Annotated in this window: 25 protein-coding genes; 14 read left to right on the forward strand and 11 right to left on the reverse strand. The window is 61.1% G+C overall.

Annotated elements, in window-relative coordinates:
- Positions 1-12: 12 nt before the first annotated feature.
- From ACXYMO_RS17370 to ACXYMO_RS17385, 4 genes are all read left to right on the forward strand, one after another.
- Positions 13-261: an accessory factor UbiK family protein gene (locus ACXYMO_RS17370; RefSeq protein WP_458880001.1), complete on the forward strand. Its 249-nt coding sequence runs from the start codon at positions 13-15 to the stop codon at positions 259-261.
- Positions 262-558: 297 nt separating this feature from the next.
- A complete protein-coding gene (locus ACXYMO_RS17375) occupies positions 559-1059 on the forward strand; it encodes a type III secretion system chaperone family protein (RefSeq protein WP_458880002.1) in 501 nt (166 codons plus the stop codon).
- Positions 1060-1096: 37 nt separating this feature from the next.
- Positions 1097-1912: a pyrroline-5-carboxylate reductase gene (proC, locus tag ACXYMO_RS17380; RefSeq protein ID WP_458880003.1), complete on the forward strand. Its 816-nt coding sequence runs from the start codon at positions 1097-1099 to the stop codon at positions 1910-1912.
- Positions 1905-2243 (forward strand): tRNA-binding protein, encoded by a 339-nt coding sequence (locus ACXYMO_RS17385; RefSeq protein ID WP_458880004.1) that lies wholly within the window; start codon positions 1905-1907, stop codon positions 2241-2243. Before proC ends, ACXYMO_RS17385 begins: the two co-directional genes overlap by 8 nt.
- Here the strand turns inward: ACXYMO_RS17385 and ACXYMO_RS17390 are convergent.
- Complete coding sequence (locus tag ACXYMO_RS17390; RefSeq protein WP_458880005.1) at positions 2240-2848, reverse strand: thymidine kinase; 609 nt, start codon at positions 2846-2848, stop codon at positions 2240-2242. The genes ACXYMO_RS17385 and ACXYMO_RS17390 overlap by 4 nt on opposite strands.
- Before the next feature lie 471 nt (positions 2849-3319).
- Between ACXYMO_RS17390 and ACXYMO_RS17395 the strand changes: the two genes are divergently transcribed.
- A complete protein-coding gene (locus ACXYMO_RS17395; protein ID WP_458880006.1) occupies positions 3320-3778 on the forward strand; it encodes a hypothetical protein in 459 nt (152 codons plus the stop codon).
- Positions 3779-3786: 8 nt separating this feature from the next.
- On the opposite strand, the gene ACXYMO_RS17400 is transcribed toward ACXYMO_RS17395, so the two are convergent.
- Positions 3787-4914: a beta-ketoacyl-ACP synthase III gene (locus ACXYMO_RS17400; protein WP_458880007.1), complete on the reverse strand. Its 1128-nt coding sequence runs from the start codon at positions 4912-4914 to the stop codon at positions 3787-3789.
- 325 nt (positions 4915-5239) lie between these two features.
- Between ACXYMO_RS17400 and ACXYMO_RS17405 the strand changes: the two genes are divergently transcribed.
- Complete coding sequence (locus ACXYMO_RS17405; RefSeq protein ID WP_458880008.1) at positions 5240-7033, forward strand: PHA/PHB synthase family protein; 1794 nt, start codon at positions 5240-5242, stop codon at positions 7031-7033.
- A gap of 10 nt (positions 7034-7043) precedes the next feature.
- Here the strand turns inward: ACXYMO_RS17405 and ACXYMO_RS17410 are convergent, their stop codons facing one another.
- From ACXYMO_RS17410 to ACXYMO_RS17425, 4 genes are all read right to left on the reverse strand, one after another.
- The gene (locus ACXYMO_RS17410) at positions 7044-7292 is read right to left on the reverse strand and encodes a ParB N-terminal domain-containing protein (RefSeq protein WP_458880009.1); all 249 of its coding nucleotides are present in this window, start codon (positions 7290-7292) and stop codon (positions 7044-7046) included.
- A gap of 266 nt (positions 7293-7558) precedes the next feature.
- Positions 7559-9520: an acyltransferase family protein gene (locus ACXYMO_RS17415; protein ID WP_458880010.1), complete on the reverse strand. Its 1962-nt coding sequence runs from the start codon at positions 9518-9520 to the stop codon at positions 7559-7561.
- 499 nt (positions 9521-10019) lie between these two features.
- Complete coding sequence (gene carB / locus ACXYMO_RS17420; protein ID WP_458880011.1) at positions 10020-13349, reverse strand: carbamoyl-phosphate synthase large subunit; 3330 nt, start codon at positions 13347-13349, stop codon at positions 10020-10022.
- A 169-nt stretch (positions 13350-13518) separates the two neighbouring features.
- Positions 13519-14757, reverse strand: a complete 1239-nt coding sequence (locus ACXYMO_RS17425) for a class I SAM-dependent methyltransferase (RefSeq protein ID WP_458880012.1) — start codon at positions 14755-14757, stop codon at positions 13519-13521.
- A 175-nt stretch (positions 14758-14932) separates the two neighbouring features.
- Between ACXYMO_RS17425 and aspS the strand changes: the two genes are divergently transcribed.
- Together aspS and ACXYMO_RS17435 are read left to right on the forward strand one after the other, a co-directional pair.
- A complete protein-coding gene (gene aspS / locus ACXYMO_RS17430) occupies positions 14933-16708 on the forward strand; it encodes an aspartate--tRNA ligase (RefSeq protein ID WP_458880013.1) in 1776 nt (591 codons plus the stop codon).
- A gap of 4 nt (positions 16709-16712) precedes the next feature.
- The gene (locus ACXYMO_RS17435) at positions 16713-17492 is read left to right on the forward strand and encodes a BglII/BstYI family type II restriction endonuclease (RefSeq protein WP_458880014.1); all 780 of its coding nucleotides are present in this window, start codon (positions 16713-16715) and stop codon (positions 17490-17492) included.
- Here ACXYMO_RS17435 and ACXYMO_RS17440 read toward each other — a convergent pair.
- Entirely contained in the window at positions 17472-18104 is a 633-nt protein-coding gene (locus ACXYMO_RS17440; RefSeq protein ID WP_458880015.1) for an MT-A70 family methyltransferase, read from the reverse strand. The genes ACXYMO_RS17435 and ACXYMO_RS17440 overlap by 21 nt on opposite strands.
- A gap of 218 nt (positions 18105-18322) precedes the next feature.
- Between ACXYMO_RS17440 and ACXYMO_RS17445 the strand changes: the two genes are divergently transcribed.
- Genes ACXYMO_RS17445 through ACXYMO_RS17455 form a run of 3 tightly spaced genes read left to right on the forward strand, consistent with a single transcriptional unit; the run spans position 18323 to position 21702 of the window.
- On the forward strand, positions 18323-19699 hold the full coding sequence (locus ACXYMO_RS17445; protein ID WP_458880016.1) for a DUF1800 domain-containing protein: 1377 nt from the start codon (positions 18323-18325) through the stop codon (positions 19697-19699).
- Between the two features lie 10 nt (positions 19700-19709).
- On the forward strand, positions 19710-20930 hold the full coding sequence (locus ACXYMO_RS17450) for a DUF1501 domain-containing protein (protein ID WP_458880017.1): 1221 nt from the start codon (positions 19710-19712) through the stop codon (positions 20928-20930).
- Between the two features lie 49 nt (positions 20931-20979).
- Positions 20980-21702 (forward strand): GNAT family N-acetyltransferase, encoded by a 723-nt coding sequence (locus ACXYMO_RS17455; protein ID WP_458880018.1) that lies wholly within the window; start codon positions 20980-20982, stop codon positions 21700-21702.
- A 49-nt stretch (positions 21703-21751) separates the two neighbouring features.
- Here the strand turns inward: ACXYMO_RS17455 and ACXYMO_RS17460 are convergent, their stop codons facing one another.
- Entirely contained in the window at positions 21752-21898 is a 147-nt protein-coding gene (locus ACXYMO_RS17460; RefSeq protein ID WP_458880019.1) for a hypothetical protein, read from the reverse strand.
- Between the two features lies 1 nt (position 21899).
- A complete protein-coding gene (locus tag ACXYMO_RS17465; protein ID WP_458880020.1) occupies positions 21900-22619 on the reverse strand; it encodes a response regulator in 720 nt (239 codons plus the stop codon).
- A gap of 147 nt (positions 22620-22766) precedes the next feature.
- On the opposite strand from ACXYMO_RS17465, the gene mce reads away from it, so the two are divergent.
- From mce to ACXYMO_RS17480, 3 genes are all read left to right on the forward strand, one after another.
- The gene (mce, locus tag ACXYMO_RS17470) at positions 22767-23171 is read left to right on the forward strand and encodes a methylmalonyl-CoA epimerase (RefSeq protein ID WP_458880021.1); all 405 of its coding nucleotides are present in this window, start codon (positions 22767-22769) and stop codon (positions 23169-23171) included.
- Positions 23172-23201: 30 nt separating this feature from the next.
- Entirely contained in the window at positions 23202-23477 is a 276-nt protein-coding gene (locus ACXYMO_RS17475) for a DUF1467 family protein (protein WP_458880022.1), read from the forward strand.
- Between the two features lie 135 nt (positions 23478-23612).
- Positions 23613-24932: a ferredoxin reductase family protein gene (locus ACXYMO_RS17480; protein ID WP_458880023.1), complete on the forward strand. Its 1320-nt coding sequence runs from the start codon at positions 23613-23615 to the stop codon at positions 24930-24932.
- A 115-nt stretch (positions 24933-25047) separates the two neighbouring features.
- On the opposite strand, the gene ACXYMO_RS17485 is transcribed toward ACXYMO_RS17480, so the two are convergent.
- Together ACXYMO_RS17485 and ACXYMO_RS17490 are read right to left on the reverse strand one after the other, a co-directional pair.
- Entirely contained in the window at positions 25048-25755 is a 708-nt protein-coding gene (locus ACXYMO_RS17485; RefSeq protein ID WP_458880024.1) for an EI24 domain-containing protein, read from the reverse strand.
- Positions 25740-26318 carry a nitroreductase family protein gene (locus ACXYMO_RS17490; protein WP_458880025.1) on the reverse strand — a complete coding sequence of 193 codons (579 nt, stop codon included), beginning with the start codon at positions 26316-26318 and terminating at the stop codon, positions 25740-25742. The genes ACXYMO_RS17485 and ACXYMO_RS17490 overlap by 16 nt, the downstream gene beginning before the upstream one ends.
- Between the last annotated feature and the right edge of the window lie 7 nt (positions 26319-26325).

The raw sequence follows: 26325 nt of genomic DNA on the forward strand, positions 1-26325 counted from the left end.
TGGAGAACCCCGATGCAAACGCGCAACAAGATTCTGGATGATATTTCCCAGCTGATGACCAACGCGATGGGTGTCGCGCAGGGCGCAAAGAACGAAGCCGACACCGCTATGAAAGGCCTGATGGATCGCTGGCTGGCCGACCGCGACTTTGTAACCCGCGAAGAATTCGACGCCGTGCGCGCGATGGCGCAAAAGGCGCGAGAAGAGAACGCGGCGCTTGAGGCCCGGATTGCCGCGCTTGAAGCCAAGCTGGGCGACTGATCCAAAGGCGGCGCTGCCGCGCCATTCCAAATTCTACCCCTTGCGGGGGCGATACACAGAACCGCGTTAGGCACGGTTTTGGAACGAGTGTGCCGGGATTGCGCCGATATCTTGGGCGAAATCACGGTCTGTCCACAACTTATTGCCTGCCTCCCCCAAATAGGGGGTTGCCAGATGGATCCTGACAGCCCACCATATTTGGTATGGACACGGGGGGTCGCCCCGGTCCCTAGAGCAGGCACCTAGCAATAGCGGCGCCTTCCGCGCTGCACCGCTAGAGATCAGTGAGGTGGCACCATGGCCCTTTCCGAGCAGTATCTGGAAGACGAAATTCACCCCATCGACATCGTCGAGCACCTGGCCGAGCATCACGACTGGGATTTCGATCGCATCGGGGATGATCAGATTGCCATGGCGGTCGAAGGCCAGTGGCGCACCTATTCCATCACGCTGGCCTGGTCCAACTATGACGAAACCCTGCGGTTGGTCTGTACCTTTGAGATGGAGCCGCCCGAGGAAAAGCTTCCTCAGCTTTATGAACTGCTGAATTCGATGAACGATGCGTGCTGGGCCGGGGCCTTTACCTACTGGGCCGAGCAGAAGCTGATGGTCTATCGCTATGGTCTGGTTCTCAGCGGCGGGCAGGTGGCCTGCCCCGAACAGATCGACACGATGATCACATCCGCCGTTCTGAGCGCCGAGCGGTATTATCCGGCGATCCAGCTTCTGGTCTGGGGAGACCGAACGCCAAAGGACGCCATGCAGGTCGCCATTGCAGAGGCATATGGGCGCGCGTAAACCTGAGCCCTGAACCGCAAGGGAAAGGGCTGCGCATATGGACATGTCTGAAATCGCCGACCGCGGGCTGGTTCTGCTGGGCTGTGGCAAGATGGGGTCGGCGATGCTGGCCGGATGGCTGGCGGACGGGCTTCCTGCGGCGTCGGTCTGGGTGATCGACCCGGCGCCGTCTCACTGGCTGCGCGGCACCGGGGTCAATATCAACACAACTCTGCCGGACCGGCCCGCCATCGTGCTGATCGCGGTCAAACCCCAGATGATGGGCGAGGCGCTGCCGACGCTTGCGGCGCTGGGCGGGGGGGAAACCCTGTTTGTTTCGGTCGCGGCGGGCACGCCGATTTCCGCATATGAGGCCGTTTTGGGGGCTGACACCCCGATCATACGGGCCATGCCCAACACGCCGGCCGCGATCGGAAAGGGGATTACCGCGCTGATCGGCAATGCCCACGCAGGCGCAGGCGACATGGACATGGCCGACTCACTGCTGGCTGCCGTGGGCCAGACCGTGCGGCTGGATAGCGAATCGCAGATGGATGCCGTCACGGGCGTGAGCGGGTCGGGGCCGGCCTATGTGTTCCACCTGATCGAAACGCTGGCACGGGCCGGCGTGGAACAGGGGCTACCCGAAGATCTGGCGATGCAACTGGCCAAGGCGACCGTCGCCGGGGCCGGTGCGCTGGCCGAAGCAAGCGACGAAGACCCAAGCCAATTGCGCATCAACGTCACCAGCCCGAACGGCACCACGCAGGCGGCGCTGGAGGTTCTGATGGAGCCCGATACCGGATTCCCCGTCCTGCTGTCGCGCGCCGTTGCGGCGGCCACAAACCGGTCAAAGGAGTTGTCCCGTGGCTGACATTTCCTTTGATGATTTTCTCAAGGTGGACATCCGGGTTGGCACGGTAACGCGGGCCGAACCCTATCCCGAGGCACGCAAACCGGCGATCAAACTATGGGTCGATTTTGGCGGCGACATCGGTGAACGCAAATCCTCGGCCCAGATTACGGCGCATTACGCGCCCGACACCCTGATCGGCAAACAGGTGATGGCCGTGGTCAATTTCCCACCCCGCCAGATCGGCAGGTTCATGTCCGAGGTTCTGGTCCTGGGCCTGCCGGACGAAAAGGGTGAAATCGTTCTGATCGCGCCGGATCAGACGGTGCCCGATGGCGGGCGCATGCACTAGGCGGGTGTGCCCGGTTTCTCGGTGGGGCGATCGCCAACCGCCTCGCGCCAATGACGCCGACACAGCGAGACGTATGTTTCATTGCCGCCGATCTGCACCTGAGCTCCGTCGGTAATGGCGCGCCCGTTTTCATCCTGACGGATCACCATCGTCGCCTTGCGTCCACAGCGGCAGATGGTCCGCACCTCGCGCATTTCATCGGCAAGGGCCAACAGCGTGGCCGACCCGGGAAACAGCTCGCCCCGGAAATCGACGCGCAGGCCATAACACAGCACCGGCAGGTTCAGATCGTCCACCACGCGGGCCAGTTGCCAGACCTGGTCGGGCGCCAGGAACTGTGCCTCATCGACGAAAACACAAGCAACCGGTCCTTGTTCCAGACGGGCCCTGACCATGGCGAACAGATCATCGCCGTGATCGAACATATCCGCATCCGACCCGATGCCGATCCGCGATGCAATCCGCCCGGTGCCTGCGCGCCCGTCAATCCGCGCGGTCAGCAGATAGGTGTGCATGCCGTGTTCGCGATAGTTATGCGACGCCTGCAACAGAATCGCCGATTTACCTGCGTTCATGGTCGAGAAGTTGAAGAACAGTTTGGCCAAGAAAAGGTCCTGTCATCGGATCAGCAGCGGTTTTATGGCCAAGTGGCCCCGCGGGATCAAGGCGATAGCGCGGGTTTTGACAGCCGGGGGCAAGCGAAAAACCTCTGCCCTTAAGGCAGAGGTTCCTCATGTGGGTGCGGGAGTTAGACATTACACGGCACTACGCGCCCCACCTGTGCCAGCATCTGCGAGAAAAATTGCACGTTTCCGGGATTTCGACCCTGGGGATGGAACCGTGCGATCCATCAATTGCAGCGCTGTTCGGCTGTACCAGCCGAGTCCGCAACCCGCAAAACCGCGCGGATTGCGGGATACTCTTGAACGGGCGGGATGCCCCGCCTGACACTCTTTATACCCCCACAACCTGAGGGATAGAAAACATATGCCATATGGACTAGAAGTCATTAATGGGAAAAGAACTGTGCCATTCCCCTTGGTTGGGATGGGACACGGCACGCCGGGAAAGTGAAAATGGCAGACATAGGTAACTATTTGAAAAAGCACACAGAAGCCTTGGTCAAGGATGTGGGAATCGAGGCCGCCTGTGAAATAACGGGCAAGTCGAAGGCGACTTTGGGGCGGTATTACTCCGACAACGACGAACATGCCGACCGATTCATTCCGGTGGACGCGGTCGCGCGGCTGGAAGCGGCGTCAAGTTATCCCCATGTGACCAGCGCGCTTGCCGAGTTGATGAACATCACGCTGTCTTATGACGAGCGTAAGCCCAACACCGAAAAAAGCGGTGGCGTGAATTCAGATGTGATCGCGTTGAGCCAGCGGTTCGCCATGCTGATGAGCGAATATCAGCAATCCATCGAGGACGGCATCATCACCGTGAACGAGGCCAAGCGTCTGTTGAGGGAAACGCTGATGCTGCAGCAGGTGCTGATCGACATGAAACTTCACCTGGAAACCGAAAGCGGCTGAGACCAGTCTCAGCCGTGGCGCTGCACCAGAACCGAGCCGACGGAATACCCGGCGCCAAACGAACAGATCAGCCCGATATCGCCGTCTGACAGGTCGTCGGAATATCTCGAAAACGCGATGATCGATCCGGCCGAGGACGTATTGGCGTAATCTTGCAGGATATTGGGCTGTTCGCCGGGCTCGGGCGTGCGGCCCAGTACCTTTTTGCCGATGAAATCGTTCATCGACTTGTTCGCCTGGTGCAGCCACAGGCGTTTCATGTCATCGCTCGAGACACCTTCGTCGGCCATGTGCTCGGCGATATGCTGGCTGACCAGCGGCAACACCTCTTTGAACACCTTGCGGCCATTCTGCATGAACTGCATGTCGCGCCGGTCCTCGACCCCGTCGGGACGCGAGCGGCGCAGGAATCCGTTGTTGTTACGGATGTTGTTTGAAAACTCGGTCGCGCAGCGGGTTGAGCGGATCTCGAAATAGGGGGCCTTGGCATCCTCGGCGCGCTGAATGACGGTGGCGGTGGCCACGTCGCCAAAGATGAAATGGCAGTCTCGGTCGCGCCATTCCAGATGGCCGGAACAAATCTCGGGGTCGACGACCAGCGCGCATTTGACCGATCCGGCGCGCACCATATCGGCGGCGGCCTGAATGCCGAAGGTGGCCGAGGAACAGGCCACGTTCATGTCGAATGCAAATCCGCCTGCGCCCAGCTCTTTCTGAATTTCGATGGCCACGGCGGGATAGGCGCGTTCCATGTTCGACGCGGCACAGATCACCAAGTCGACCTGTGAGGCATCTATGCCTGCCTGTGCCAGTGCCTTTTGCGCGGCATCGACGCCCATTTCGGTCATCAGCGAGGGTTCCTCGTCGCTGCGCTGGCGCAGAGAGGGATACATGCGGTCGGGATTCAGAACGCCGTCCTTGTCGACGACATGGCGCTGCTCGATGCCCGACGCCTTGAGGATGAACTCTTCCGAGGAATGTTCCAGAGGTGTGAACGTGCCGGCGGCGATGGCCTCGGCGTTCTTGGCATTGATCCGGTCAGCATAGGCGTTAAAGGCCGTGACCAGTTCCGCGTTGGTGATGATCTGGTCTGGCGTGAAAACGCCGGTTCCGGTGATGGCTGGAATGTGGGTCACGTCTGGCTCCGCTGCAGGGTATCGCGAAATCTATAGACGCTCGGCCGGGGCGACAAGGGGCCGGTGCGGCCCCTTGTCGAATGCGGGATGGATCAGATGATTGGCACCAGCGGTATGCCGCCACAGGCCGACAGGGCAAGGAGGGCGGTCAGGATAAGTGTCAGGCGCATTTGTTTGTCCTTTGTTATGCTCGAATGGTGGGCAGGCTAACACAACGACTGTGGCAGCTTCATGGCCGCAATTTCATTTCTGCGGCCGGATGTGTCCTTGCTGCTTGCGCCAGGTCAATGCGCGCAGGGACGGAAATTGCGATGTCTGGCTGGCGATGAACAGAGAGGAAAACAGGATCGTGACCGAAACCGGTTCAAACCCAACTTCCGAGCGGCACAGGTCGCTGGCCCCGCATGACCCTGATCGGGACACGATGGACATGATCGATACGGCGTTTCGTGCTTGGCTCAGTACATTTACCGGTGGGCTTTCGCCTGGAGCGCTGGGCGAAATGGCCTTTGACTGGGGCATTCACTTGGCGACGTCGCCGGGCAAACAGATCCAGTTGGCACAGCTTGCGACCGAAAACGCGCTGGAGTTTTCGCGCTATATCGCCCGGTGTGCCCTGGGCAAGGGGGAACAGGACTGCGTCACCCCCGAGGCCCATGATCGCAGGTTCAGCCATGAAGGATGGGACCGGCAACCGTTCAACGCCTATAAACAGGCCTTTCTTCTGACCGAGAAATGGTGGGATGCTGCAACGACCGGTGTGCGGGGTGTCAGCCGGGCGCACGAGCGCGCGGCCAATTTCACGGCACGTCAACTTCTCGATTCCGTGTCGCCCGCCAATTTTCCGCTGACCAATCCCGAGGTGCTTGCCAAAACGGTCAGCACGAACGGCCGCAACCTGATCGACGGGATGAAATTCGCGGCCGACGATCTCAGCCAGATCATGCTGGGGGAAAAACCGCCCTTGCCCGAGGATTTCAAGGTCGGGGAAACGCTGGCGATCACACCGGGCAAGGTGGTGTATCGCAACCACCTGATGGAATTGATCCAATACGCGCCCAGCACCGAACAAGTCCGTGCCGAGCCGATCCTGATCGTGCCTGCGTGGATCATGAAATATTACATTCTCGATCTCACGTCGCAGAACTCATTGGTCAAGTTCCTGACCGACCAGGGGTTTACCGTCTTCATGATTTCATGGCGCAACCCCGGTGCCGAAGATGCGGACATGGGATTGGTGGATTATCTGGAAAACGGCCCCATGGCTGCGCTGGATGAAGTCATCGAACGCACCGGGGCCGATCAGGTGCATGCGGTGGGCTATTGTCTGGGTGGCACGCTGCTCAGCATCGCGGCCGCCGTCATGGGGCGCGATGGGGATGACCGCCTGGCCAGCATGACATTGCTGGCCGCGCAGATGGATTTTACCGAGGCCGGGGAGCTGACCCTGTTCATCAGCGAAAGTCAGGTCGCCTTTCTAGAGGATATGATGTGGAAGAACGGCTATCTGGACGCCAGCCAGATGGTCGGGGCGTTCCGGATCCTTCGATCGAACGACCTGATCTGGTCGCGCATTCAGCACAAATACCTGATGGGCGAACCGCCCAGTCACCATGACATCTCGGCATGGAACGCCGACAGCACGCGTATGCCGTATCGGATGCATTCGGAATACCTGCGCGATCTGTTCCTCGACAACAAGTTCGCTGCTGACCGGTACATTCTGGGGGGGCATCCGGCCTCGCCCGATGATATCCGGCTGCCGATCTTTGCGGTGGGCACCGAAACCGACCATGTCGCGCCGTGGAAATCGGTGTTCAAGACCGGGGCGCTGACCCGGTCGGACGTGACTTTCGTTTTGACCAACGGTGGCCATAACGCCGGGATCGTATCCGAACCCGGCCACCCGCGCCGACATTACCGCGTGCGGGTCAATCTGGATAGCGACAGGGATCTGTCCGCAGATGACTGGAAAGACCTCGCCCAAGAGCACGAAGGGTCGTGGTGGCCCGAATGGACGGTCTGGCTGGCCGGTCTGTCAACGGGCGATCCCGTCGATCCGCCGCGCATGGGAGAGGGGCTGTGCGATGCGCCGGGGACCTATGTGCTGATGCGATGAAACCGCCGTTTCAATGCAGGCGGGCGCGCACAAGATAGGCTAAAATTGTCGGCTCTCCCAGGGCCCGCAGCGCCTCGAGCCGGTGCAGACCTTCAACCAGAATGAACCCGGCCCCATCGGCACGCAGTTGAATGGGTGTTGTCTGGCCGTGTTCAATCATATCTTCGGCAATGATCTGCACCTTGGCCGGATCCAATGTTTTGCTGCGCTTGGCGGGGACGCGGATATCAGCAAGGGCGACGGTTTGTTTCTGAAGCATGCGCGAGCATGACCGGATTGGGGGGAATAGGCCAGTGCTGATTGCAGGGCAGGCGCTGCAGAGATTGAAACGCGGTTCGGACTGAGCTGCTCCCAAGCGGCGGGGTGAGTGATGAAAGGCCAACCGTATCGGGCCAGGACTGATGACGGTGCAATGGCGGAAGGTCTGCTTTGCGGACAAAGCTGCCTTTTATAAAATCTTGGGCACGGCGCTATTGGCCAGCAGGACAAGCACGACCTTTTTTCGGGCAGACCGTTGGATCTTGGCTAACGGAGGCCTTCTTTCAACGCGTCAAAAAGCAACTGGTTTCCCAATGGTGCCAGGTGCACTGCGTCTGCAAATATCGGCACTCCATCTATTTCATGAGGGCAGGTTTCAGACCCGCAGAATGCTTCTGTCGGGTCAATATAAACTGCATTCAACTCTGCTGCGAGAGCGAGGAGGCGATTGCGGACTTCCATGGTGCGCTGCTCGTATACCTCGCGGGTCAGTTTCCCCACTTCGTCATGAAAACGGATCGCGCGCACCATAGAGTCCGGGACAGATTCCAGATGTTCCGGCACAGGCCCAACAATAAACACCCTGTGACGTTTAGGTATGGAAGCAATCAAGTCGCGGAGCCTCGCTTCGGCTAGGTCGCGTGGATCACCATCAAGCGGTTTCAAATCCCGCCCTATCAAATCTCTCTCACCAAGGGTCGTGAGGTCGGTATGATGGTAGCCTAAGAAATACATCGGCCAACGGGCGAAGAGGAATACATCCGAAGCCTGTTGTTCTGTAAGCCGGGCGAGCACTGAATCGTTCGCCGCAAGGCACCTGGTCACATTTGTGTTCTCGTGCGCCAGCCCGGCCAATGGAGCGCATGCGGGCGTGACGAAAGCCAAGCCGCCGACATGCCGGTCGAGCGCCAGTTTGTCGAAAGCAGCCACTGCACTGTTCGCCATACTATCGCCCCACAAGAGCATGGGCCTCCCAAGACCGTCCGCACGCCCCAACGCACAAGAACCGCCTGCGTCTTGATCGTACCAACAGTCGTCCCAGCGGTCATTTCCAATTCTTCCCTCGGCCAGGATTACCGCAATCTGAGAACTGGCCTCGTCGTCGCGCCCAACACTGAGGACCGACATCAAACCAGCTAGCCCGACGATGACCATTGTTTGAACCGCATAGCCTGAAAAAAGCGCGCGATTGCGCGTGGGAATTTCCATCCTGCGAAAAGGCGCTTCTATCACCCGGAGGGAAAGATAGCCCAGCAACAGCGATCCGATGATTACCAAAACACGCGTAGTGTCGCTCAGATCATAACCCACGTATTCTAGGAAAACGATCAGCGGCCAATGCCAGAGGTACGTAGAATAGGAGATGCGGCCAATGAAAGCCATCGGTCGCGCCCCTAGAAGCCTTCCAACCAGCGATCTTTCGGGCCGCGCGAACAAGATAAGCCCGAGCGTGCCAGCCACAACCAGCAAAGCGCCGGGTCCTGGATGCAGCAGCGTTTCGTCGAAAACAAAGACTGGCACCAGTACTGCGAATAGCGCCGCCGGTGCGACCCCCGGCAGGCGCGGGAGGTCGCGTCCCCGCGTCACGACATATGCCAGTCCCCCCGCCGCAATTTCCCAGATACGGAATAGGCTGGAGAAATAGCGCGCATCGGCGTTGTGTATGGTTTTTCCTGAAAAAAGCGTCAGCCCCAGCGAAACCACGAAAGCAACCGCCAGAAGTACCGCAAAAGCCTTAGCGTTTCGTCCCATCAGAAGCGCGAGCCATGGCACCAAGAGGTAGAACTGCTCTTCGATCGACAATGACCAGGTGTGCAACAGCGGGTTTGCTCCGGCAGTAGGTGCGAAGTACCCCGCCTCTCCCATCAATATGAAGTTGTTGATAAAAAAGCTCGAGCCCAGAAGGTAACGCAGGAAGTCCTGCCGTTCGTGCGGCAGGAACAGGAGGAAGACAACCAACGTAACCACGAGGTAGCACGTAAATGCCGCAGGGATCAGTCGTCGGATCCGACGCGCGAAGAAATCTAGCACATCGAAACGGCCCATCCGCAGATTGTCGTGGATGTGTCCACAGATTAGCCAACCCGAGAGGACGAAGAAGACATCGACACCCAGGAATCCACCGCTCCAGTCCGAGAAACCGACGTGGAAACCCAGAACAAAAAGGATCGCAAGCGCTCGTACACCATCCAACTCAGGACGATAAGTTTCGCCTTGTTTAGGGTGCATGTAGTTTCAAACCTCATTGCCACAAAGCCGGTCAGGGCTGTAATGATTTCAAGGATTTAACAGCCGATTGGCATGCTTGACGACAGAAACCCAGGCGAGCACGACACAAAGAAACCTGGTCCACCGATAAGCCACATCGTCCGATCAATCGGGATCGACAGGTTCATGGCCAATCACAATGGATTGCTTTCGGCCCTGACCTGTCCTTGGCTTTGCATAGTCGCAATTTCGGCTTCAGGTCAATCGCACGGGCTTTGAAAATGGAGCTTCCTGCGAGTTCCTGCACTAGATGGCTGACATAGCAAGGATTACGCCTAATAAGATTTTGAATGTCCGCTTTGCTTTAGGTCGTGTAATGCTTTCGCAGCTGGAGAGAATTAGAGTTTTCCGCCCTTCGCGACAGATGCTGCGCGCGTAGCCAATGTCAACTTCGGGCCGCGAGCCGCCATTCACTGCGTTTAGCGTGAAGGGAAACCTGAGCTTTCGGCGGGCTCGCCTTTCACCCCTGTAGCGATTTCACCCCGACATCCCCTTCGGCCTGCGCCTTGATCGCCAGCGCGGCGGCGTGCGACCCCGCAGCAGTTGTGAAATAGGGGATCTTGTCATAGAGTGCGACCGAGCGGATATCCTTGGAATCCTCGACCGCCTGCGCGCCCTCGGTGGTGTTCATCACCAGCTGGATGTCGCCGTCCTTCATCATGTCCACGATGTCGGGGCGGCCTTCATACACCTTGTTCACCTGCTTACAGGGCACGCCCTGTTCGGCCAGCCAGCTTTGCGTGCCGCGGGTGGCGACGATGTCAAACCCCTGCGCGACCAGCACATTTGCGGCCTCAAGCATATCGGCGGTCTTGTCCGCGTCCTTGATCGAAATGAACGCGCGGCCCGTGGCGGGCAGGACCATGCCGGCCCCCATCTGCGCCTTGAGAAAGGCACGCGGGAAATCGCGGTCCCATCCCATCACTTCGCCGGTCGAGCGCATTTCCGGGCCCAGGATCGTGTCCACACCGGGGAAACGGGCAAAGGGCAGAACCGCCTCTTTCACCGAGAACCAGGGCATGTTCGGATCGGCCAGCGTCATCGGATCGGCCATCGGCAGCGGATCGTCATACCCGGCGGACGGATAGGGCGCGCGCATCGGGAAATTGCTCAGCGGCTCACCTGCCATGACCCGTGCGGCGATCGAGGCAATCGCGCTGTCGGTGGCCTTGGCCACAAACGGCACGGTGCGCGACGCGCGCGGGTTCACTTCGATCAGGTAAATCTCGCCGTCCTTGACCGCGAACTGGATGTTCATCAGGCCGACCACGTTCAGTGCACGGGCCAGCGCGTTGGTCTGTACCTTCACCTCGGCGATGATGTCATCGGGCAGCGAATAGGGCGGCAGGGAACAGGCGCTGTCTCCCGAATGCACACCAGCCTCTTCGATATGCTGCATGATGCCTGCCACATGTACGTCCTTGCCATCACAGATCGCATCAACGTCCAGTTCGACCGCGCCGGACAGATAACTGTCAAGCAACACGGGGCTGTCGCCCGACACGACCACGGCCTCGGAGATATAGCGCTCCAACTGGGCCTGATCGCGCACGATTTCCATCGCGCGCCCGCCCAGCACGTAGGAGGGGCGGATCACCAGCGGGAACCCGATGTCCTTGGCGATTTCGAACGCTTGTTCGTCGGTCGACGCGATGCCGTTGTTGGGCTGTTTCAGGCCCAGTGACTGCACCAGTTGCTGGAACCGTTCACGGTCTTCGGCCAGGTCAATGGCGTCGGGCGTGGTGCCCAGGATCGGAATGCCTTCATCCTGCAGCGCATTGGCCAGCTTCAGCGGCGTCTGGCCGCCGAATTGGACGATCACACCGTGCAGCGTGCCGTTTTCCTGCTCGACCCGCAGGATTTCCATCACATGCTCGAACGTCAGCGGTTCGAAATACAGCCGGTCCGAGGTGTCATAGTCGGTCGAAACCGTTTCCGGGTTGCAGTTGACCATGATGGTTTCATAGCCGGCATCCGTCAGCGCAAAACAGGCGTGACAGCAGCAATAGTCAAATTCGATCCCCTGGCCGATCCGGTTGGGCCCGCCTCCCAGAATGACGACTTTCTTGCGATCCGAAGGGCGCGCCTCGCATTCGACCTCGCCCATCATCGGGGCTTCGTAGGTGGAATACATGTAAGGTGTCTGCGCCTCGAACTCGGCGGCGCAGGTGTCGATCCGTTTGAACACGGCCGTGACGCCCATGTTGTGGCGGGCGCGGCGCACGTTCGCCTCGTCCCGGCCGGTCAGCTTGCCCAGGCGGGCATCGGTGAACCCCAGCATCTTGACCGCGCGCAGACCTTCTTCGGTCGTGGGCAGGCCGTTTTTCTTAAGCTCTTCCTCGGCCTCGACGATTTCGCGGATGCGGGCCAGGAACCAGGGGTCAAACATGGTGACGCCGTGGATTTCAACATCGCTCAGCCCGTGGCGCATCGCCTGCGCGATGGTGCGCATCCGGTCCGGCGTCTGCTTGCTGATCGCCTTGATCACGGCGGCCTTGTCCGGCGCGCCGGGGATGTCGACCTCGTCAAACCCGGTCAGGCCCGATTCCATGCTGGCCAGCGCCTTTTGCAGGGATTCGTGAATGGTCCGGCCAATCGCCATCGCCTCGCCCACGGATTTCATCGCCGTGGTCAGGTAGGGCTCGGAGCCTGGGAATTTCTCAAACGCGAATTTCGGGATCTTGGTGACGACATAATCGATGGTCGGCTCAAAGCTGGCGGGCGTCACCTTGGTGATGTCGTTGTCCAGCTCGTCCAGCGTATAGCCAACGGCCAGTTTCGCCGCGATCTTGGCAATCGGGAAACCCGTCGCCTTGGACGCCAGCGCCGATGAACGCGACACTCGCGGGTTCATTTCGATCACGACCATGCGGCCATCCACCGGGTTGATCGCCCATTGCACGTTCGATCCACCGGTTTCCACGCCGATCTCGCGCAGAACAGCAATGCTGCCGTTGCGCATGATCTGGTATTCCTTATCCGTCAGGGTCAGGGCAGGGGCGACCGTGATGCTGTCGCCCGTGTGCACGCCCATCGGATCGACGTTTTCGATGGAACAGACGATGATGGCGTTGTCGGCAGTGTCGCGCACCACCTCCATCTCGTATTCTTTCCAGCCCAGCAGGGATTCATCGACCAGGATCTGGCCCATCGGCGACGCGTCCATGCCCGAGCGGCAGAAATGTTCGTAATCGTCGCGGTTATAGGCCACGCCGCCACCTGTCCCGCCAAGCGTAAAGGCCGGGCGAATGATGGCGGGCAGGCCGATGTCTTCAAGCGCCTCCAGCGCGATCGCGACCCCGGCGGCCAAGTCCTTTTTCCCATTTGCATCTTTGGGCGCGGTGACGATGGTGGCCTTGGGGTTTTCGATGCCCAGCCGGTCCATCGCCTCGCGGAACAATTTGCGGTCCTCGGCCATTTCGATGGCTTCCCGCTTGGCGCCGATCATCTCGACCCCGTATTTCGCCAGAACGCCCATTTCCTCCAGCGCAAGCGAGGTGTTCAACCCGGTCTGCCCGCCCATCGTGGGCAACAGGGCATCGGGGCGTTCCTTTTCGATGATCTTGGCAACAACTTCGGGGGTGATGGGTTCAATGTATGTCGCATCCGCCAAACCGGGGTCGGTCATGATCGTGGCCGGGTTCGAATTGACCAGGATCACCCGGTACCCTTCTTCGCGCAGCGCCTTGCAGGCCTGGGCGCCGGAATAGTCGAATTCGCAGGCTTGCCCAATCACAATGGGACCCGCTCCGATGATCATGATCGACTGGATGTCGGTTCTTTTCGGCATGACATGGCCCCTATGCTGTTGAATCAGGCACCCCCAAAGTGCCCAAATTGTCCTGCGTTATAGGCATGGGGACGATGGGTGCAAGGTACAAACCGCCGCGTTTGCGGGCAAAGCGCGCAATAGCGATTGAGACAGACCGGCGCGGGCGCCAACCCGCGCCGCCGAGAGATCATTCCGCGGCTTCGCTTCTCTGTTGGATGTGGGCGGGGCGGCGCGCATAAAGATAGTCGCGTGTCAGCGGCACCGCATCGCGCTGGTGCGCCAGTTGAAACTGGAACACAGCCTGTTTCTGTTCCTCGAACGCCAGAATGCAAACGATCAGGTAATATCGCCACATCCGCACGAACCTGTCGTCATGGGTTTTACGCACCTCGTCCAGGTTGGCGTCAAACCGGGCCAGCCAGCGGCGCAGGGTCATCGCGTAATGCAAACGCAGCACCTCGGTGTCACAATTCCACAATCCCGACCGTTCGATCGGGCCGGCCAGTTTCGACAGCGACGGCACATAGCCGCCTGGAAAGATGTATTTGTTGATCCATTCGGCCTGTGCCATCGGCGGGCCGGTGCGCCCGATTGAGTGGATCAGCGCAATGCCATCACTGGCCAGCAGGTCCGCCACCTTTTCGAAATATTCGTCGTAATGGGGCAGCCCGACATGTTCCAGCATTCCGACCGAAACGATCCGATCGAAGGATTCGTTCAGTTCCCGGTAATCCAGCAGCCGGAAATCGATCACCTCGGACAGACCGGCATCCGCCGCGCGGCTGCGGGCAAGCTCAAGCTGGTTCCGGGACAGCGTCACACCGGTAACGCGCGCCCCGAAATCGCGCGCCAGCGTGATCGCCATGCCGCCCCAGCCGCACCCGATGTCCAGAACGCGCATGCCCGGCTCGACCCGCAGCTTGGCCGCGATATGCGCCTTCTTGGCCTGCTGGGCGGCCTCAAGTGTCATGGCGGGGTCGGTGAAATAGGCGCAGCTGTATTGCATGTCGCTGTCCAGAAACAGGCGATAGAGATCATTGGACAGGTCATAGTGATGCGCCACGTTCGAGCGCGCCGCGTCGGGCGTGTTGCGCTGAATCCAGGTGCCAAGGTAAAGCCGCGCCCGGTTGAACATCCGCACCCAGGGCGGCATCGCCTCGCTGCGCCAGTTGCGTTGGATCAGACGGATCAACGCTTCGACGTCATCGTTTTCCACGATGACCTTCTGATCCATATACGCCTCGCCCAGAGTCAGGTCCGGGCGTGTGCACAACCCACGCAACACGGCGGTGTCGCGGATCTCGATACCTGCCTTCAGTGTCCCTCCGGGGCCGAATGTGGCCATGCGTCCGTCGGGATAGGTGACACGCAGCTGTCCGTTCAGGATCAGGCGCGACACCATTCTGTCAAAAACGGTCTCCCACATGTCTTTCCCACCACGGTGTGACGCGCATTTTTGCGGCGCGCGTAGCACCATACACCAACCTGCGTTTTTCCCAAAGCGACATTGCGGTTCTGCGCGTGAATGATCCTGCCCCTTGACTTCCAAAGGCTGGCAATGTGTATCGGCGCGACAGTTTTACGCCCGAAGGGACAAAAAGATGCACGCCTATCGCAGCCATACCTGCGCCGATCTGACTGCCGCAAACGTCGGTGATACCGTCCGCCTGTCCGGGTGGGTCCATCGCGTGCGTGACCACGGCGGGGTGTTGTTCATCGATCTGCGCGACCACTACGGCGTGACGCAAATCCTGTGCGATGGCGACAGCGCCGCTTTCAAGGAACTGGAAAAGGTGCGCAGCGAATGGTGCATTCGCATCGATGGCGAGGTCAAGGCGCGCGATCCCGAACTGGTGAACCCGAAACTGCCCACCGGCGAAATCGAAGTCTACGTGCGCGATCTCGAAGTGCTGGGCGCCGCCGCCGAGCTGCCTCTGATCGTGTTCGGCGATCAGGAATACCCCGAGGAAACCCGCCTGCGGTATCGCTATCTCGACCTCCGCCGCGAAGCGATGCAGCGCAACATGACCCTGCGCAGCGACGTGGTGGCGAGCATTCGCAAACGCATGTGGGATCGCGAATTCCGCGAATACCAGACGCCGATCATCACTGCGTCCTCGCCCGAAGGCGCGCGCGACTTTCTCGTGCCGTCGCGTCTGCATCCGGGCAAGTTCTATGCGCTGCCCCAGGCCCCGCAGCAGTTCAAACAGCTGATCATGGTGTCGGGCTTTGACAAGTATTTCCAGATCGCGCCCTGTTTCCGCGACGAAGACCCGCGCGCCGACCGCTCGCCCACCGATTTCTATCAGCTCGACATGGAAATGTCCTTTGTCACCCAGCAGGACGTGTTCGACACGATCCAGCCGGTCCTGATCGGTATTTTCGAAGAGTTCGGCGGTGGCCACAAGGTCGACAAGCACTGGCCGCAGATTTCCTATCGCGATGCCGCGCTGTGGTATGGCACCGACAAACCCGACCTGCGCAACCCGATCAAGATGCAGGTTGTCAGCGAACATTTCGCCGGCTCGGGCTTTGCCATCTTCGCCAAGCTGCTGGAACAGGACGGCACTGAAATCCGCGCCATTCCCGCCCCCGGTGGCGGCAGCCGGAAATTCTGCGACCGGATGAACGCCTTTGCCCAGAAAGAGGGTCTGCCCGGCATGGGCTATATCTTCTGGAGGGATCAGGGCGACGGGATGGAGGCCGCCGGTCCGCTGGCCAAGAACATCGGCCCAGAACGCACCGAGGCGATCCGCCAGCAACTGGGTCTGGGCGTCGGCGATGCTGCCTTTTTCCTGGGCGGCAAACCCAAGGCATTCGAGGCTGTCGCCGGGCGTGCCCGCGTGGCCATCGGCGAGGAACTGAACCTTGTCGACAAGGACCGTTTCGCCTTTGCCTGGATCGTCGATTTCCCGATCTTCGAAAAAGACGACGAAACCGGCAAGATCGATTTCGAACACAACCCGTTCTCCATGCCCCAGGGCGGGATGGAGGCGCTGGAGGGCGATCCGCTCAAGGTGCTGGGGTATCAGTATGACCTAGCCTGCAACGGGTACGAGCTGGTGTCGGGTGCGATCCGGAACCACAAGCCGGACATCATGTTCAAGGCATTCGAAATTGCCGGTTATGGCAAGGACGAGGTCGAAAAGCGCTTTGGCGGCATGGTCAACGCCTTCCAGTACGGCGCCCCGCCGCACGGTGGCTGCGCGGCTGGCATCGACCGGATCGTGATGCTGCTTGCGGATGAGGCCAATATCCGCGAGGTCATCATGTTCCCGATGAACCAGCGCGCCGAGGACCTGATGATGTCCGCGCCCAGCGACCCGATGAGCGACCAGCTCATGGAGCTGGGCCTGAGGGTCATTCCGCAGGAGTAAGCCGATGCTTCAGCAGTTGCGCGATCAGGGCTTTGACGTGGCCACGCGCAACCATGCCGAGGCGATCCTGTCCTTTGATTTCGCCGGGGAACTGGCCGATCTGGTCCGGGCCCTGTCGACCTATCGCATCGGCATGGCCGAACTGATCGGCGGGGGCGGCGGCGAAAGCGGGCAGACCCAGCGACTGCGCCATGCGCTTGATGATGCGGGATGGGCCAAGCATCAATTCGCCGTTCAGACCATCGTCGACGGTATCCAGCGCGAAGGTATCAGCCACGAGGTGGACCATGTCCGGTTCACCCCTTCCGGCGCCCTGGCGCTTGAGATCGAATGGAACAACAAGGATCCGTTCTTTGATCGCGACCTTGAGAATTTTCAGCGCCTGCACGCCCTTTCGGCCATCAGTGTCGGGGTGATCGTCACCCGCGGCGCCTCCATGCAGGACCGGTTCCGCGACCGTATCACCGGTTGGCTGCGTACCAATGACCTGTCCAGCGAGGGGGATCTTGAACGGCTGGGCATCGGCGACCGCACCGCGCGTCAACAGGCCCGCGTCGCCGCGCAGGTCGCGCGCGGCACCCCGTTTCACGAAGCCTTTGCCGCCACCTTCGTGGCCGACAAATTCGGGCCCTCGACGACCCATTGGGCCAAGCTGGAAGATCGCGTTGCGCGCGGCGTGGGCAACCCGTGCCCCTTGTTGCTGGTGGGATTGCCCGATACGATCCTGACGGACGAGGCGCCGCCGGATCAGACCCCGCCGGACTTATTCAGCCGCGACACCTGAGTTATAGGCATAGGTTTTCCAGCCCGGCTTGTAATCGGCATCCGCCTGATTGCCCCAGACGGTCCACCCTTCACGCACACCGCGCCCGAAAAGTTCCAGATAGGGGCCCCAGGAACAGCTTTCGATCAACTCGTACTGTTCATCGGGTTTGCGTGAATGTTCGCGCTTGCGGGTTTGCAGCATGTTCACCTGCCGCCGCCCCGGCGCCAGGGTGCGGGCGTTCTTGCCCCGCGTGCCGAACAGCAAAATCTCGGTCACATTGCGGAAGTAAAACCCCACGCCACGCCCGTCACTGCCGCCATCCTTGCGGATCTTGTGCCAGATGATGTTTGATTTGTACTCAAACCCCCAGGCGTTCAAAACCTGCAGCCCGTCGGGCAACAGCGCATTGGGCACCCACATGTAACAATGGGCCGTGTCCTCAAGATAATCGGCCACCGGCAGGGCACAGATATCGTCCAGCGTCATGGTCGGATAGCGCGCCAGCCGCTTGTGTTCCGGGGCGACCTTGCCCGTGCGGTTGGTGAACCGCCAAGGCGGGTCGGCCATCACGGTAGCGAAACGGTCATCGCCCAGAAACTTGGACAGGTCTTGTGCGGGTGAATCTGACATATCCAACATATAGCGCGGGTATTTCCGTGATGTCACGCGCCAGTTTCACGGCGCGCCTTTGGAACATTAGCGGAACATCCGGGCAGGCGCAAAACATTTTCCGCGCCAATCCGCCGATAGTGCGACGGATTGCGCTTGCCGGTGCGTTTAACCGCTACCAGACAAGGAATTGCCCTATATATCTGAAGGTAACGGTTGATCATGGCAGGTACAGGACGGTGACCTTTTCCCCCGAACTCGCAGATATCCGGTTTGGTTGCGGCCTGTCGCCCGATGCCGCGCCCCCGGCGTCGCCCGAGGCGATGCTGCAGGGGCTGACCGGCCCCGACCGAATGGCGCAACTCTATCCAATCGACACGTTCACCACCTTTCGCGCAACCCTGGTCGAAGGCAGTCGGCTGCGCAAGAAATCAAAGACGGACAAATCCAACACCGACCTGCGCGAGCAGATCAAAAGGCATAACCGTCAGGCCGTTGCGACCAGCCAGACATGGTTTGCCAACACCCTTTTACGTTGGAGCCAGACCGACACCGCATTGCGCGAACGGCTGGTGGCGTTCTGGGCCGATCATTTCACCGCCAAGGGCAAGATGGCCGTCATGGCGGTGACCCCCGCCGCCTATGTCGAAGAGGCCATACGCCCCAACATCACCGGGACCTTTGCCGACCTTCTGGTCGCCACCACAACCCACCCCCTGATGCTGCATTTCCTCGATCAGAATACCTCGGTCGGGCCGGGCAGCAAAGCGGCTGAGCGGAACAGGAAATTGAAAGGCCTGAACGAAAACCTCGCGCGCGAGGTGCTGGAACTGCACACGCTGGGGGTCGACGGTCCATACACTCAGCAGGATGTGCGCCAACTGGCCGAACTGTTCACGGGCTTGACCTATACCGTCAAATCCGGGTTCCAGTTTCGGCAGGCGTTTTCGGAACCGGGCAGCGAAACGGTTATGGGCAAGACCTATGGCGGCGATCCGGCCAAGCTGCGCCATGTGGTGCAGGCGCTGCGCGATCTGGCGGTGCATCCGGCCACCGCGCGCCATGTCGCCCGGAAACTTGCCGTGCATTTTGTCGCTGATACCCCGGATCCCGATCTTGTGGCCCATGTGGCCAACCGGTTTCAGGAAACCGGGGGCGATCTAATGGCGGTCTACGGTGCGCTGCTGGAACATCCCGCCGCGTGGGCCGAGCCGCGCAGCAACATCAAACCGCCCGTCGATTTCATCGCCTCTTCGCTGCGCGCGTTGCGTGTGGGTCCGGCGGCGATGGGGGCGCTGGATCAGCGTGGCCTGCGCCGGGGGCTGCTGGTGCCGCTGCGGGTGATGGGCCAGACATGGCAGCGCCCCAACGGGCCGGATGGCTGGGCCGAAGAGGATGCCGCCTGGATCACGCCACAGGGCATTTCCGCGCGTTTGCGCTGGGGGATGAGCGTGCCACAACTGCTCATCGCCGATCTGCCGGACCCGCGCATCTTTGTCACCCAGGCCCTTGGCCCATATGCGGATGCGGCGGTGGAATTCGCCGCCAGCGCCGCCGAAAGTAAAGCCGAAGCGATCGGGCTGGTTCTGGCCGCGCCCGCGTTTCAGCGCCGATAGGAGTATGGCCATGGTTTCCAATCTGTCCCGCCGCGCGTTTCTGGCCCGTACCGCCGCCATCGGGTGTTCCGCGGCAGCCAGTCCACTGTTGACCCCGGTCAGCTTTGCCGCCGCCCCCTGGGATGCGCGGCTTGTGGTCATCGTATTGCGCGGCGGAATGGATGGGCTTGACGTCGTACGCCCCTATGGTGCGCCGGAATTTTCTGCGCTGCGCGGCACACTGTCCGAGGGCGTTGTAAACGGCTCGCACGACCTTGACGGGTTCTTTGCGCTGCACCCGGCGTTGGCGCCGCTGATCGATCTTTGGAACCAGGGCGATCTCGGCTTTGTCCACGCGGTCTCGACCCCCTATCGCAACAAGCGCAGCCATTTTGACGGGCAGGACCTGCTTGAGGCAGGCACACAAACGCTGGACGGTGCGCGGGACGGTTGGCTGAACCGGATGCTGGGGCAGGTGCCCGGGGTCGAGCCGCGGACCGCCTTTTCCATCGGCCATGGCGAGATGAAATTGCTTTCCGGTGAAGCGCCGGTGGCTGACTGGTCGCCCGATGCCGATTTGGTCATGAGTCCCCAGGCCCAGCGGCTGGCCGAACTGGTCATGCAATCCGATCCGGCGCTGCATGCGGCCCTGCAAGAGGCGTTGATGCTCTCGGAGGATGGTGAGGCCCCCGCGATTCTGGGGGCCGAGGATGAAGAGATGATGCAGATGTCCGCCCCGGCCCCGGCCAAGGGGCGCGCGCATCTGGCCGTGGCCGAGTTTGCCGCCGAACAGCTGCGCGGCGACACGCGGGTGGCGTCTTTTTCGATCAATGGGTGGGACACGCACAACCGGCAGGGCCGCGCCATCGCACCGGCGCTGAACCGATTGGCCGACACCATTCTGGCCCTGCGCGCCGGGGTGGGGGCCGAGGTCTGGCAAAAAACCGCGATTGTCGCGATGACCGAATTTGGCCGCACGGTGCGCGTCAACGGGACCGGGGGCACCGATCATGGCACCGGGGGCGCAATGCTGCTGGCTGGCGGGGCAATTCGGGGCCGCAAGGTCTATGGCGACTGGCCCGGACTGGCCGAGGCCGACCTGTACGAGCGGCGCGACCTGATGCCTACGGGCGATGTGCGGGCCCCGTCGGCTTGGCTGATGCGCGGGATGGCTGGGTTGGACCGGGCCACGCTGGAAACCGTCATTTTTCCGGGGCTCGATATGGGCAGTGACCCCGGTCTTCTTCTGTAAGGGGCGTCTTGGGCTTGGCGCGGATCATTCAAAAGCCTAGGTTGCTGGAATGACAGAGCAAAACCCAGATCGCCCCATTGGTCCCGTCGTCGAAAACTGGCGCGTTCCGCCCCGCCCCGATGGCGCGGTTCTGACCGGGCGCCATGCCCGTCTTGAACCGCTGGACGCCGATACGCATTCCGCGCTTCTGTTTCGCACCTACGCCGGTCAGGACTGGGTCTGGGACTACATGCCTTACGGGCCATTTTCCTCGGCGGCGCAATATCACCGTTGGGTGCGCGACACGGTCGCCAACCCCGATCATCTTTTCTATGCGATCATGGACCTGGAAACCGGGGAATATGGCGGCGTTGCCAGCTTTCTGCGCATTCAGCCCGAGGCCGGGTCGATCGAAGTCGGGAACATCAACTATGCCCCCGCCCTGCAACGCACCCGCGCCGCGACCGAGGCGATGGTGCTGATGATGCGCTGGGCGTTCGAATCCGGCTACCGGCGCTATGAATGGAAGTGCAACGCGCTGAACCGCCCGTCCCGCGCGGCGGCACAACGGCTTGGGTTCAGCTTTGAGGGTGTGTTTCGTCAGGCGCTGGTGGTCAAGGGGCGCAATCGCGACACCGCCTGGTTTGCGGCGATCGACAAGGAATGGCCGGCGCTGAGCGAGGCCTATCGCGTCTGGCTGGACCCGTCGAATTACGACGCCAACGGCAAACAGATCGAACGGCTGAGCGATTTGACACAACTGGTGCGCGTGGCTTCAGACCCGACGCTTTGACCGTATCGGACCCGGTTACCCGGTCCACCCCGGATTCGGCGGGGTCATATCAGCCATGTGGTTTCAGTAGAAAAAATCGCAGGGTTTCGTGGCTTGTCTGCTGGCGGTTGCGCCGCACCGTTCGGGCGGCGAACCAGGCCTGCAGGTAAAGCGCGATCAACAGGGTTGTGACGGTCAAAAGTACTGTTGCGAACATATCAGATGGCCCTCTTGTGCTGCAAACGTTCCTGTACCAGCCCGGCAACCCGCGCCGTGCCAATAGAGACCGACGCGCCGGTGCGCCGTGCATGGGCCAATTCGGCGGCCGCCTGTGCCAGCGGTTGGTCATCGGAACTGCGCGCCAGCCCGCCCAGGAACTGCGCCACATAATCCAGCGTTTTGTCCTCGACCGGCGCACTCAGCACATCGGCCACATGGGCCAGATCGTCCTGCAACGCCATTTGATCGGGAAAAACGGTTTCGTCCCGAACGATGCGCGGCCCCGGAGGCTGACGGTCAGGCGGCAGGTGAGACAGGACGGCAGACTGGAACATGGCCAGCGAAGTGACCGGTTTCGCCAGAAACCCGTCGGCGCCGGCAGCAAGGGCCGCTTCTTCGCCGAAATCATCACCCGAGGTGCCCAGAATGGCCGGGACACGCGGGCTGGCGTTGGTCAGCTCTTCGATCAGGTCGATGCCCGACCCGTCCGGCAGGCCCAGATCGACAATGATCACAGAGGGGCGATAGACCTGCAAATGCCGTCGCGCGGATTTCAGGCAATCGGCCCGGCGGATGCGCGCGCCGCTGCGCAGGCACAAAAGGCGCATTGCTTCGCAGGCAAACCGGCTATCCTCGACAACCAGAATGGTCAGGCCCAGCAAGGGCCGGTTTGGCGTCGGCAGACGGTGTGTTGCGGTCAGGGCGTTAGAATCATCCATGGCAAGCTCCTCTCAACAGTCCACCTCAGGCTAGGGGGTGATGGCTAACGCGGGGTTAATGGCGGGGCTGAGGTAATACGTCCCCTTGCCCTTGCCGTGCGCACGCCGCATAACCCGCGCCAAAGTCAGGATTTTGAGGAGACCGTCATGATTGGTCGTTTGAACCATGTCGCCATCGCAGTGCCCGATCTTGAGGCCGCGTCCGAACAGTACCGCACCGCATTGGGTGCCAAGGTCGGCGCCCCCCAGGACGAACCCGATCACGGTGTGACCGTGGTGTTCATCGAACTGCCAAACACCAAGATCGAACTGCTTTATCCATTGGGCGAAAACAGCCCGATCACCGGCTTTCTTGAAAAGAACCCCTCGGGCGGCATCCACCATGTCTGTTACGAGGTCGACGATATCATCGCCGCGCGCGACCACCTGCAGAAAACCGGCGCCCGCGTTCTGGGCAATGGCGAACCAAAGATCGGTGCCCATGGTAAACCGGTGCTGTTCCTGCATCCCAAGGATTTCAATGGATGTCTGGTCGAACTGGAACAGGTATAAAGGCGCACACCCTTTGAAAGGAGGCCACCAATGGCCATCACCTCCGCCATCGTTCTTTTTGCCGTGATCTGGTTCATGACCTTTCTGGTCGCCCTGCCGATCCGCGTGAAAACCCAGGGTGACCTCGGGGACATCGTTCCCGGCACCCACGCGGGCGCGCCCGAGGAGCATCACCTCAAGAAAAAGGCGATCATCACCACCATCGTTGCCTTTGTTTTGTGGGTCATCATCAGCGGCATTATCCTGTCGGGATGGATCAGCGTGCGCGATCTGGACTGGTTCAACCGGATGGGTCCAGCCAACTGACCCCGTCCGCGACATGAGTTTGTTTGCCGAAATCCGTGCCCGGTTTGATCCAGGTCCTTTTTTGGCGCGCACAGATCGGCAACATGGGGACACACAGGGTGCAAGCATGCACCCTTGAACAATCGGGTGCTTGCGATGCCTGCGGGTCTGCTTTTCCTTTTGTATCTGTCGGTGGCGCTTGCGCCGCTGGGGCTGGCCTGGGCGCAAGGCCTGCCGCCGCGTGGCGGCTGGGATGAACTGGCCAGCGGCGCGGGGCTGTTGGCGCTGGCCATGTTGCTGGCCGAATTTCCCATGTCGGGGCGGTTTCGTGTCATTTCGCGCCGGGTGGGCATGGACGTCACCATGCGGTTCCACCAGTTGTTGGCGCGCACGGCGCTGGTTTTGGCCCTGATCCACCCGTTTCTTTACCGGGGCGAGCGGGATGCGCCCCTAGTGTGGGATACAACGCGCCAGTTGACCCTGTCATGGCAACCCGAAACCATCCTGCCCGGGGCCGTGGCATGGTTACTTTTGCCGGTGCTGGTCGGGGTCGCGCTGGCGCGCTCGGACCCGGGGCGCAAATACCAGTGGTGGCGGTTGTTTCATGGGGTAGGGGCGCTCATCATCGTTGTCTTCGGCGTCTGGCATGCGCTGGTCGCCGGGCGCTATAGCACGGATCCGACTTTGACGGCCCTTTGGCTCGGGTTTCTGGGCGTGGCTGTTCTGACCCTGGTCCGGGTCTACCTGGTTGCGCCGCTGATCCAAAGCCGCCACCCGTGGCGCGTGACCCGCGCGGCCCACGTGGCCGAGCGCACTTGGGAAGTGGTGCTGACCCCCGACGGCCATGACGGGATGCGGTACAAGGCGGGACAATTTGCATGGCTGAACATCGGGCACAGCCCGTTTTCGCTGAACGAAAACCCGTTTTCCATCGCCTCGGCCCCGTCCGGCGGGTCTGATATGCGCTTTGTGATCAAGGAGCTGGGCGATTTCACCCGCAGTCTCGGTCAGATCGAACCCGGCGCGCGCGCCTATCTGGACGGCCCGTTCGGTCATCTGACACTGACCGGACGCACGGCTCCCGGTGTGGCCCTGATCGCTGGTGGCGTCGGAATCGCCCCCTTGCTGGGACTCCTGCGCGAAATTGAGCTTTCTGGCGACGACCGGCCCGTCACGCTGATTTACGCAAACCGCCACACAGGTCAGATCGTCGACAAGCAGATGCTCGATGCTTTGGCGGCGCAGGGCAGGGTCAGTGTGGTGCATGTGTTGTCCGAACCGCCGCAAGGCTGGCAAGGCGAAACCGGAATGGTCGATGTGTCCCTGCTGAAACGTCATTTCGACACGGTAGAACACAAAGAGTGGGACTATGTCCTGTGTGGCCCGCCCCCGATGCTCAAAGCGGTCGAGCGCGACCTGATCGCGCTGGGCATCCCCTCGGGTCACATTCTGAGCGAGGCGTTCAGCTATGATTAAACCCCTGTCACGTATGACGGCCCGCGCGCGCATTCGCACCGTGTTCTGGGCGTTCAACATCCTGATCGGGCTGGGGCTGATAGCCTTTGCCCTGCGCGGGGTTGTGGGCTGATCCTTAGCGGGCGCTGGCGTTCAGGCTGTGAAAGATATGGGTAAAGGTTGCCGCACCCAGCACCGGGATCACCAGGTTCATCAGCGGGATCGACAGCGGGATCGCCATCAGCACACCGGCTGCCCAGATGGTCGCAGTGTGGCGCGCGCGCAATTCTTTTGCACCTTCGCGACCGATGCGACGCATCGCGGCCAGCGTGAAATATTCCCGACCCAAGAGAAACCCGTTCAGCCCGTAAAAGATGAACGGCGCGGCCGGGGAAAAGATCAACATCAGCACAAAGGCGACCGCATTGGCCGCCACCAGAACGCCAAGAAAGTTGATACTGTCGCGAATGGCCTCGGAGATCGGGACATGCAGCGCCTTGGGCAGGTTCGGGTAATGGCGATCCTCGACCGCCTGCGCGACCTCCTCAAGGAACATCGACGTGATGGCCGAGGCGACGGGGATCATCAGGAACACCGACAGGACCAGCATCAGCAACAGCGACGACCAGCCGAGCAGATCGTCAAGCCAGCGCACCTCGCCGATCAGGGGCAGGGTGGAGGTTTCGCCGACGAACGTGCCGATGATCCACAGGAAGGCCGCATAGGCGGCCACCAGCAGGACGATGGTCAGCAGGATGCCAATAAATAGGACCTTGCGAAATTTCCGATCGCCGATCTGACCGATGGCCAGCAGGAAGGCGCGAAAAATCACTGGCGCACCCATTGTGTGATCGCGCTCAGATCCGGGCGCGGGCGTTCGGGCGGGCCGGCGCGTTCGGTGCCGATGTGGATGATTCCGGCAATACGTTCATGGTCAGCCAGCCCAAAACCGTCGCGGCGGAATGCGGCGTCATGGCTGGGCCAACCCGACAGCCAGTTGGCACCCCAGCCCGCTGCCAGCGCCGCATTGACCAGCGCAAGGCACACGGCCCCGGCGGAATAGCTTTGTTCGATGGGCGGGATCTTTTCGCTGGGTTTTTGCACCTCGACCACAACTACGGCCAGATTGCCCAGATCGAACTGGCTGCGCGCCTTGGCGCAATCCTCGTCCGACTTGCCCAACGCGCGCCCGCATGCTTCGGCCAGATCACCCAGACGTCCCATGGCCCCCTTTTCGATCACGATGAACCGCCACGGCTCCAGCTTGCCATGATCGGGCGTACGCGCCGCCGCCGTCAGCAGGGTGGTCAGCGTGTCGGCATCCGGAACCGGCGTCGTCAGCGTCTTGGCCGGGCGCGACCGGCGCGTCAGCAGAAATTCGAGGGCTGCGGGATTGGGGGCGGGCATATGTGAA

The organism is Arenibacterium sp. CAU 1754 (assembly GCF_054482635.1).

Excerpts from the sequence above, each read along its gene's own strand:
- ACXYMO_RS17415 (WP_458880010.1), bottom strand. The coding sequence starts at position 9,520 with ATGCACCCTAAACAAGGCGAAACTTATCGTCCTGAGTTGGATGGTGTA.
- aspS (WP_458880013.1), top strand. The coding sequence starts at position 14,933 with ATGCACGCCTATCGCAGCCATACCTGCGCCGATCTGACTGCCGCAAAC.
- ACXYMO_RS17405 (WP_458880008.1), top strand. The coding sequence starts at position 5,240 with ATGAACAGAGAGGAAAACAGGATCGTGACCGAAACCGGTTCAAACCCA.
- ACXYMO_RS17485 (WP_458880024.1), bottom strand. The coding sequence starts at position 25,755 with ATGGGTGCGCCAGTGATTTTTCGCGCCTTCCTGCTGGCCATCGGTCAG.
- ACXYMO_RS17375 (WP_458880002.1), top strand. The coding sequence starts at position 559 with ATGGCCCTTTCCGAGCAGTATCTGGAAGACGAAATTCACCCCATCGAC.
- ACXYMO_RS17455 (WP_458880018.1), top strand. The coding sequence starts at position 20,980 with ATGACAGAGCAAAACCCAGATCGCCCCATTGGTCCCGTCGTCGAAAAC.
- proC (WP_458880003.1), top strand. The coding sequence starts at position 1,097 with ATGGACATGTCTGAAATCGCCGACCGCGGGCTGGTTCTGCTGGGCTGT.
- ACXYMO_RS17450 (WP_458880017.1), top strand. The coding sequence starts at position 19,710 with ATGGTTTCCAATCTGTCCCGCCGCGCGTTTCTGGCCCGTACCGCCGCC.
- ACXYMO_RS17465 (WP_458880020.1), bottom strand. The coding sequence starts at position 22,619 with ATGGATGATTCTAACGCCCTGACCGCAACACACCGTCTGCCGACGCCA.
- ACXYMO_RS17370 (WP_458880001.1), top strand. The coding sequence starts at position 13 with ATGCAAACGCGCAACAAGATTCTGGATGATATTTCCCAGCTGATGACC.
- ACXYMO_RS17490 (WP_458880025.1), bottom strand. The coding sequence starts at position 26,318 with ATGCCCGCCCCCAATCCCGCAGCCCTCGAATTTCTGCTGACGCGCCGG.
- ACXYMO_RS17410 (WP_458880009.1), bottom strand. The coding sequence starts at position 7,292 with ATGCTTCAGAAACAAACCGTCGCCCTTGCTGATATCCGCGTCCCCGCC.
- ACXYMO_RS17440 (WP_458880015.1), bottom strand. The coding sequence starts at position 18,104 with ATGTCAGATTCACCCGCACAAGACCTGTCCAAGTTTCTGGGCGATGAC.
- ACXYMO_RS17460 (WP_458880019.1), bottom strand. The coding sequence starts at position 21,898 with ATGTTCGCAACAGTACTTTTGACCGTCACAACCCTGTTGATCGCGCTT.
- ACXYMO_RS17480 (WP_458880023.1), top strand. The coding sequence starts at position 23,613 with ATGCCTGCGGGTCTGCTTTTCCTTTTGTATCTGTCGGTGGCGCTTGCG.
- ACXYMO_RS17395 (WP_458880006.1), top strand. The coding sequence starts at position 3,320 with ATGGCAGACATAGGTAACTATTTGAAAAAGCACACAGAAGCCTTGGTC.
- ACXYMO_RS17435 (WP_458880014.1), top strand. The coding sequence starts at position 16,713 with ATGCTTCAGCAGTTGCGCGATCAGGGCTTTGACGTGGCCACGCGCAAC.
- ACXYMO_RS17475 (WP_458880022.1), top strand. The coding sequence starts at position 23,202 with ATGGCCATCACCTCCGCCATCGTTCTTTTTGCCGTGATCTGGTTCATG.
- mce (WP_458880021.1), top strand. The coding sequence starts at position 22,767 with ATGATTGGTCGTTTGAACCATGTCGCCATCGCAGTGCCCGATCTTGAG.
- ACXYMO_RS17425 (WP_458880012.1), bottom strand. The coding sequence starts at position 14,757 with ATGTGGGAGACCGTTTTTGACAGAATGGTGTCGCGCCTGATCCTGAAC.
- carB (WP_458880011.1), bottom strand. The coding sequence starts at position 13,349 with ATGCCGAAAAGAACCGACATCCAGTCGATCATGATCATCGGAGCGGGT.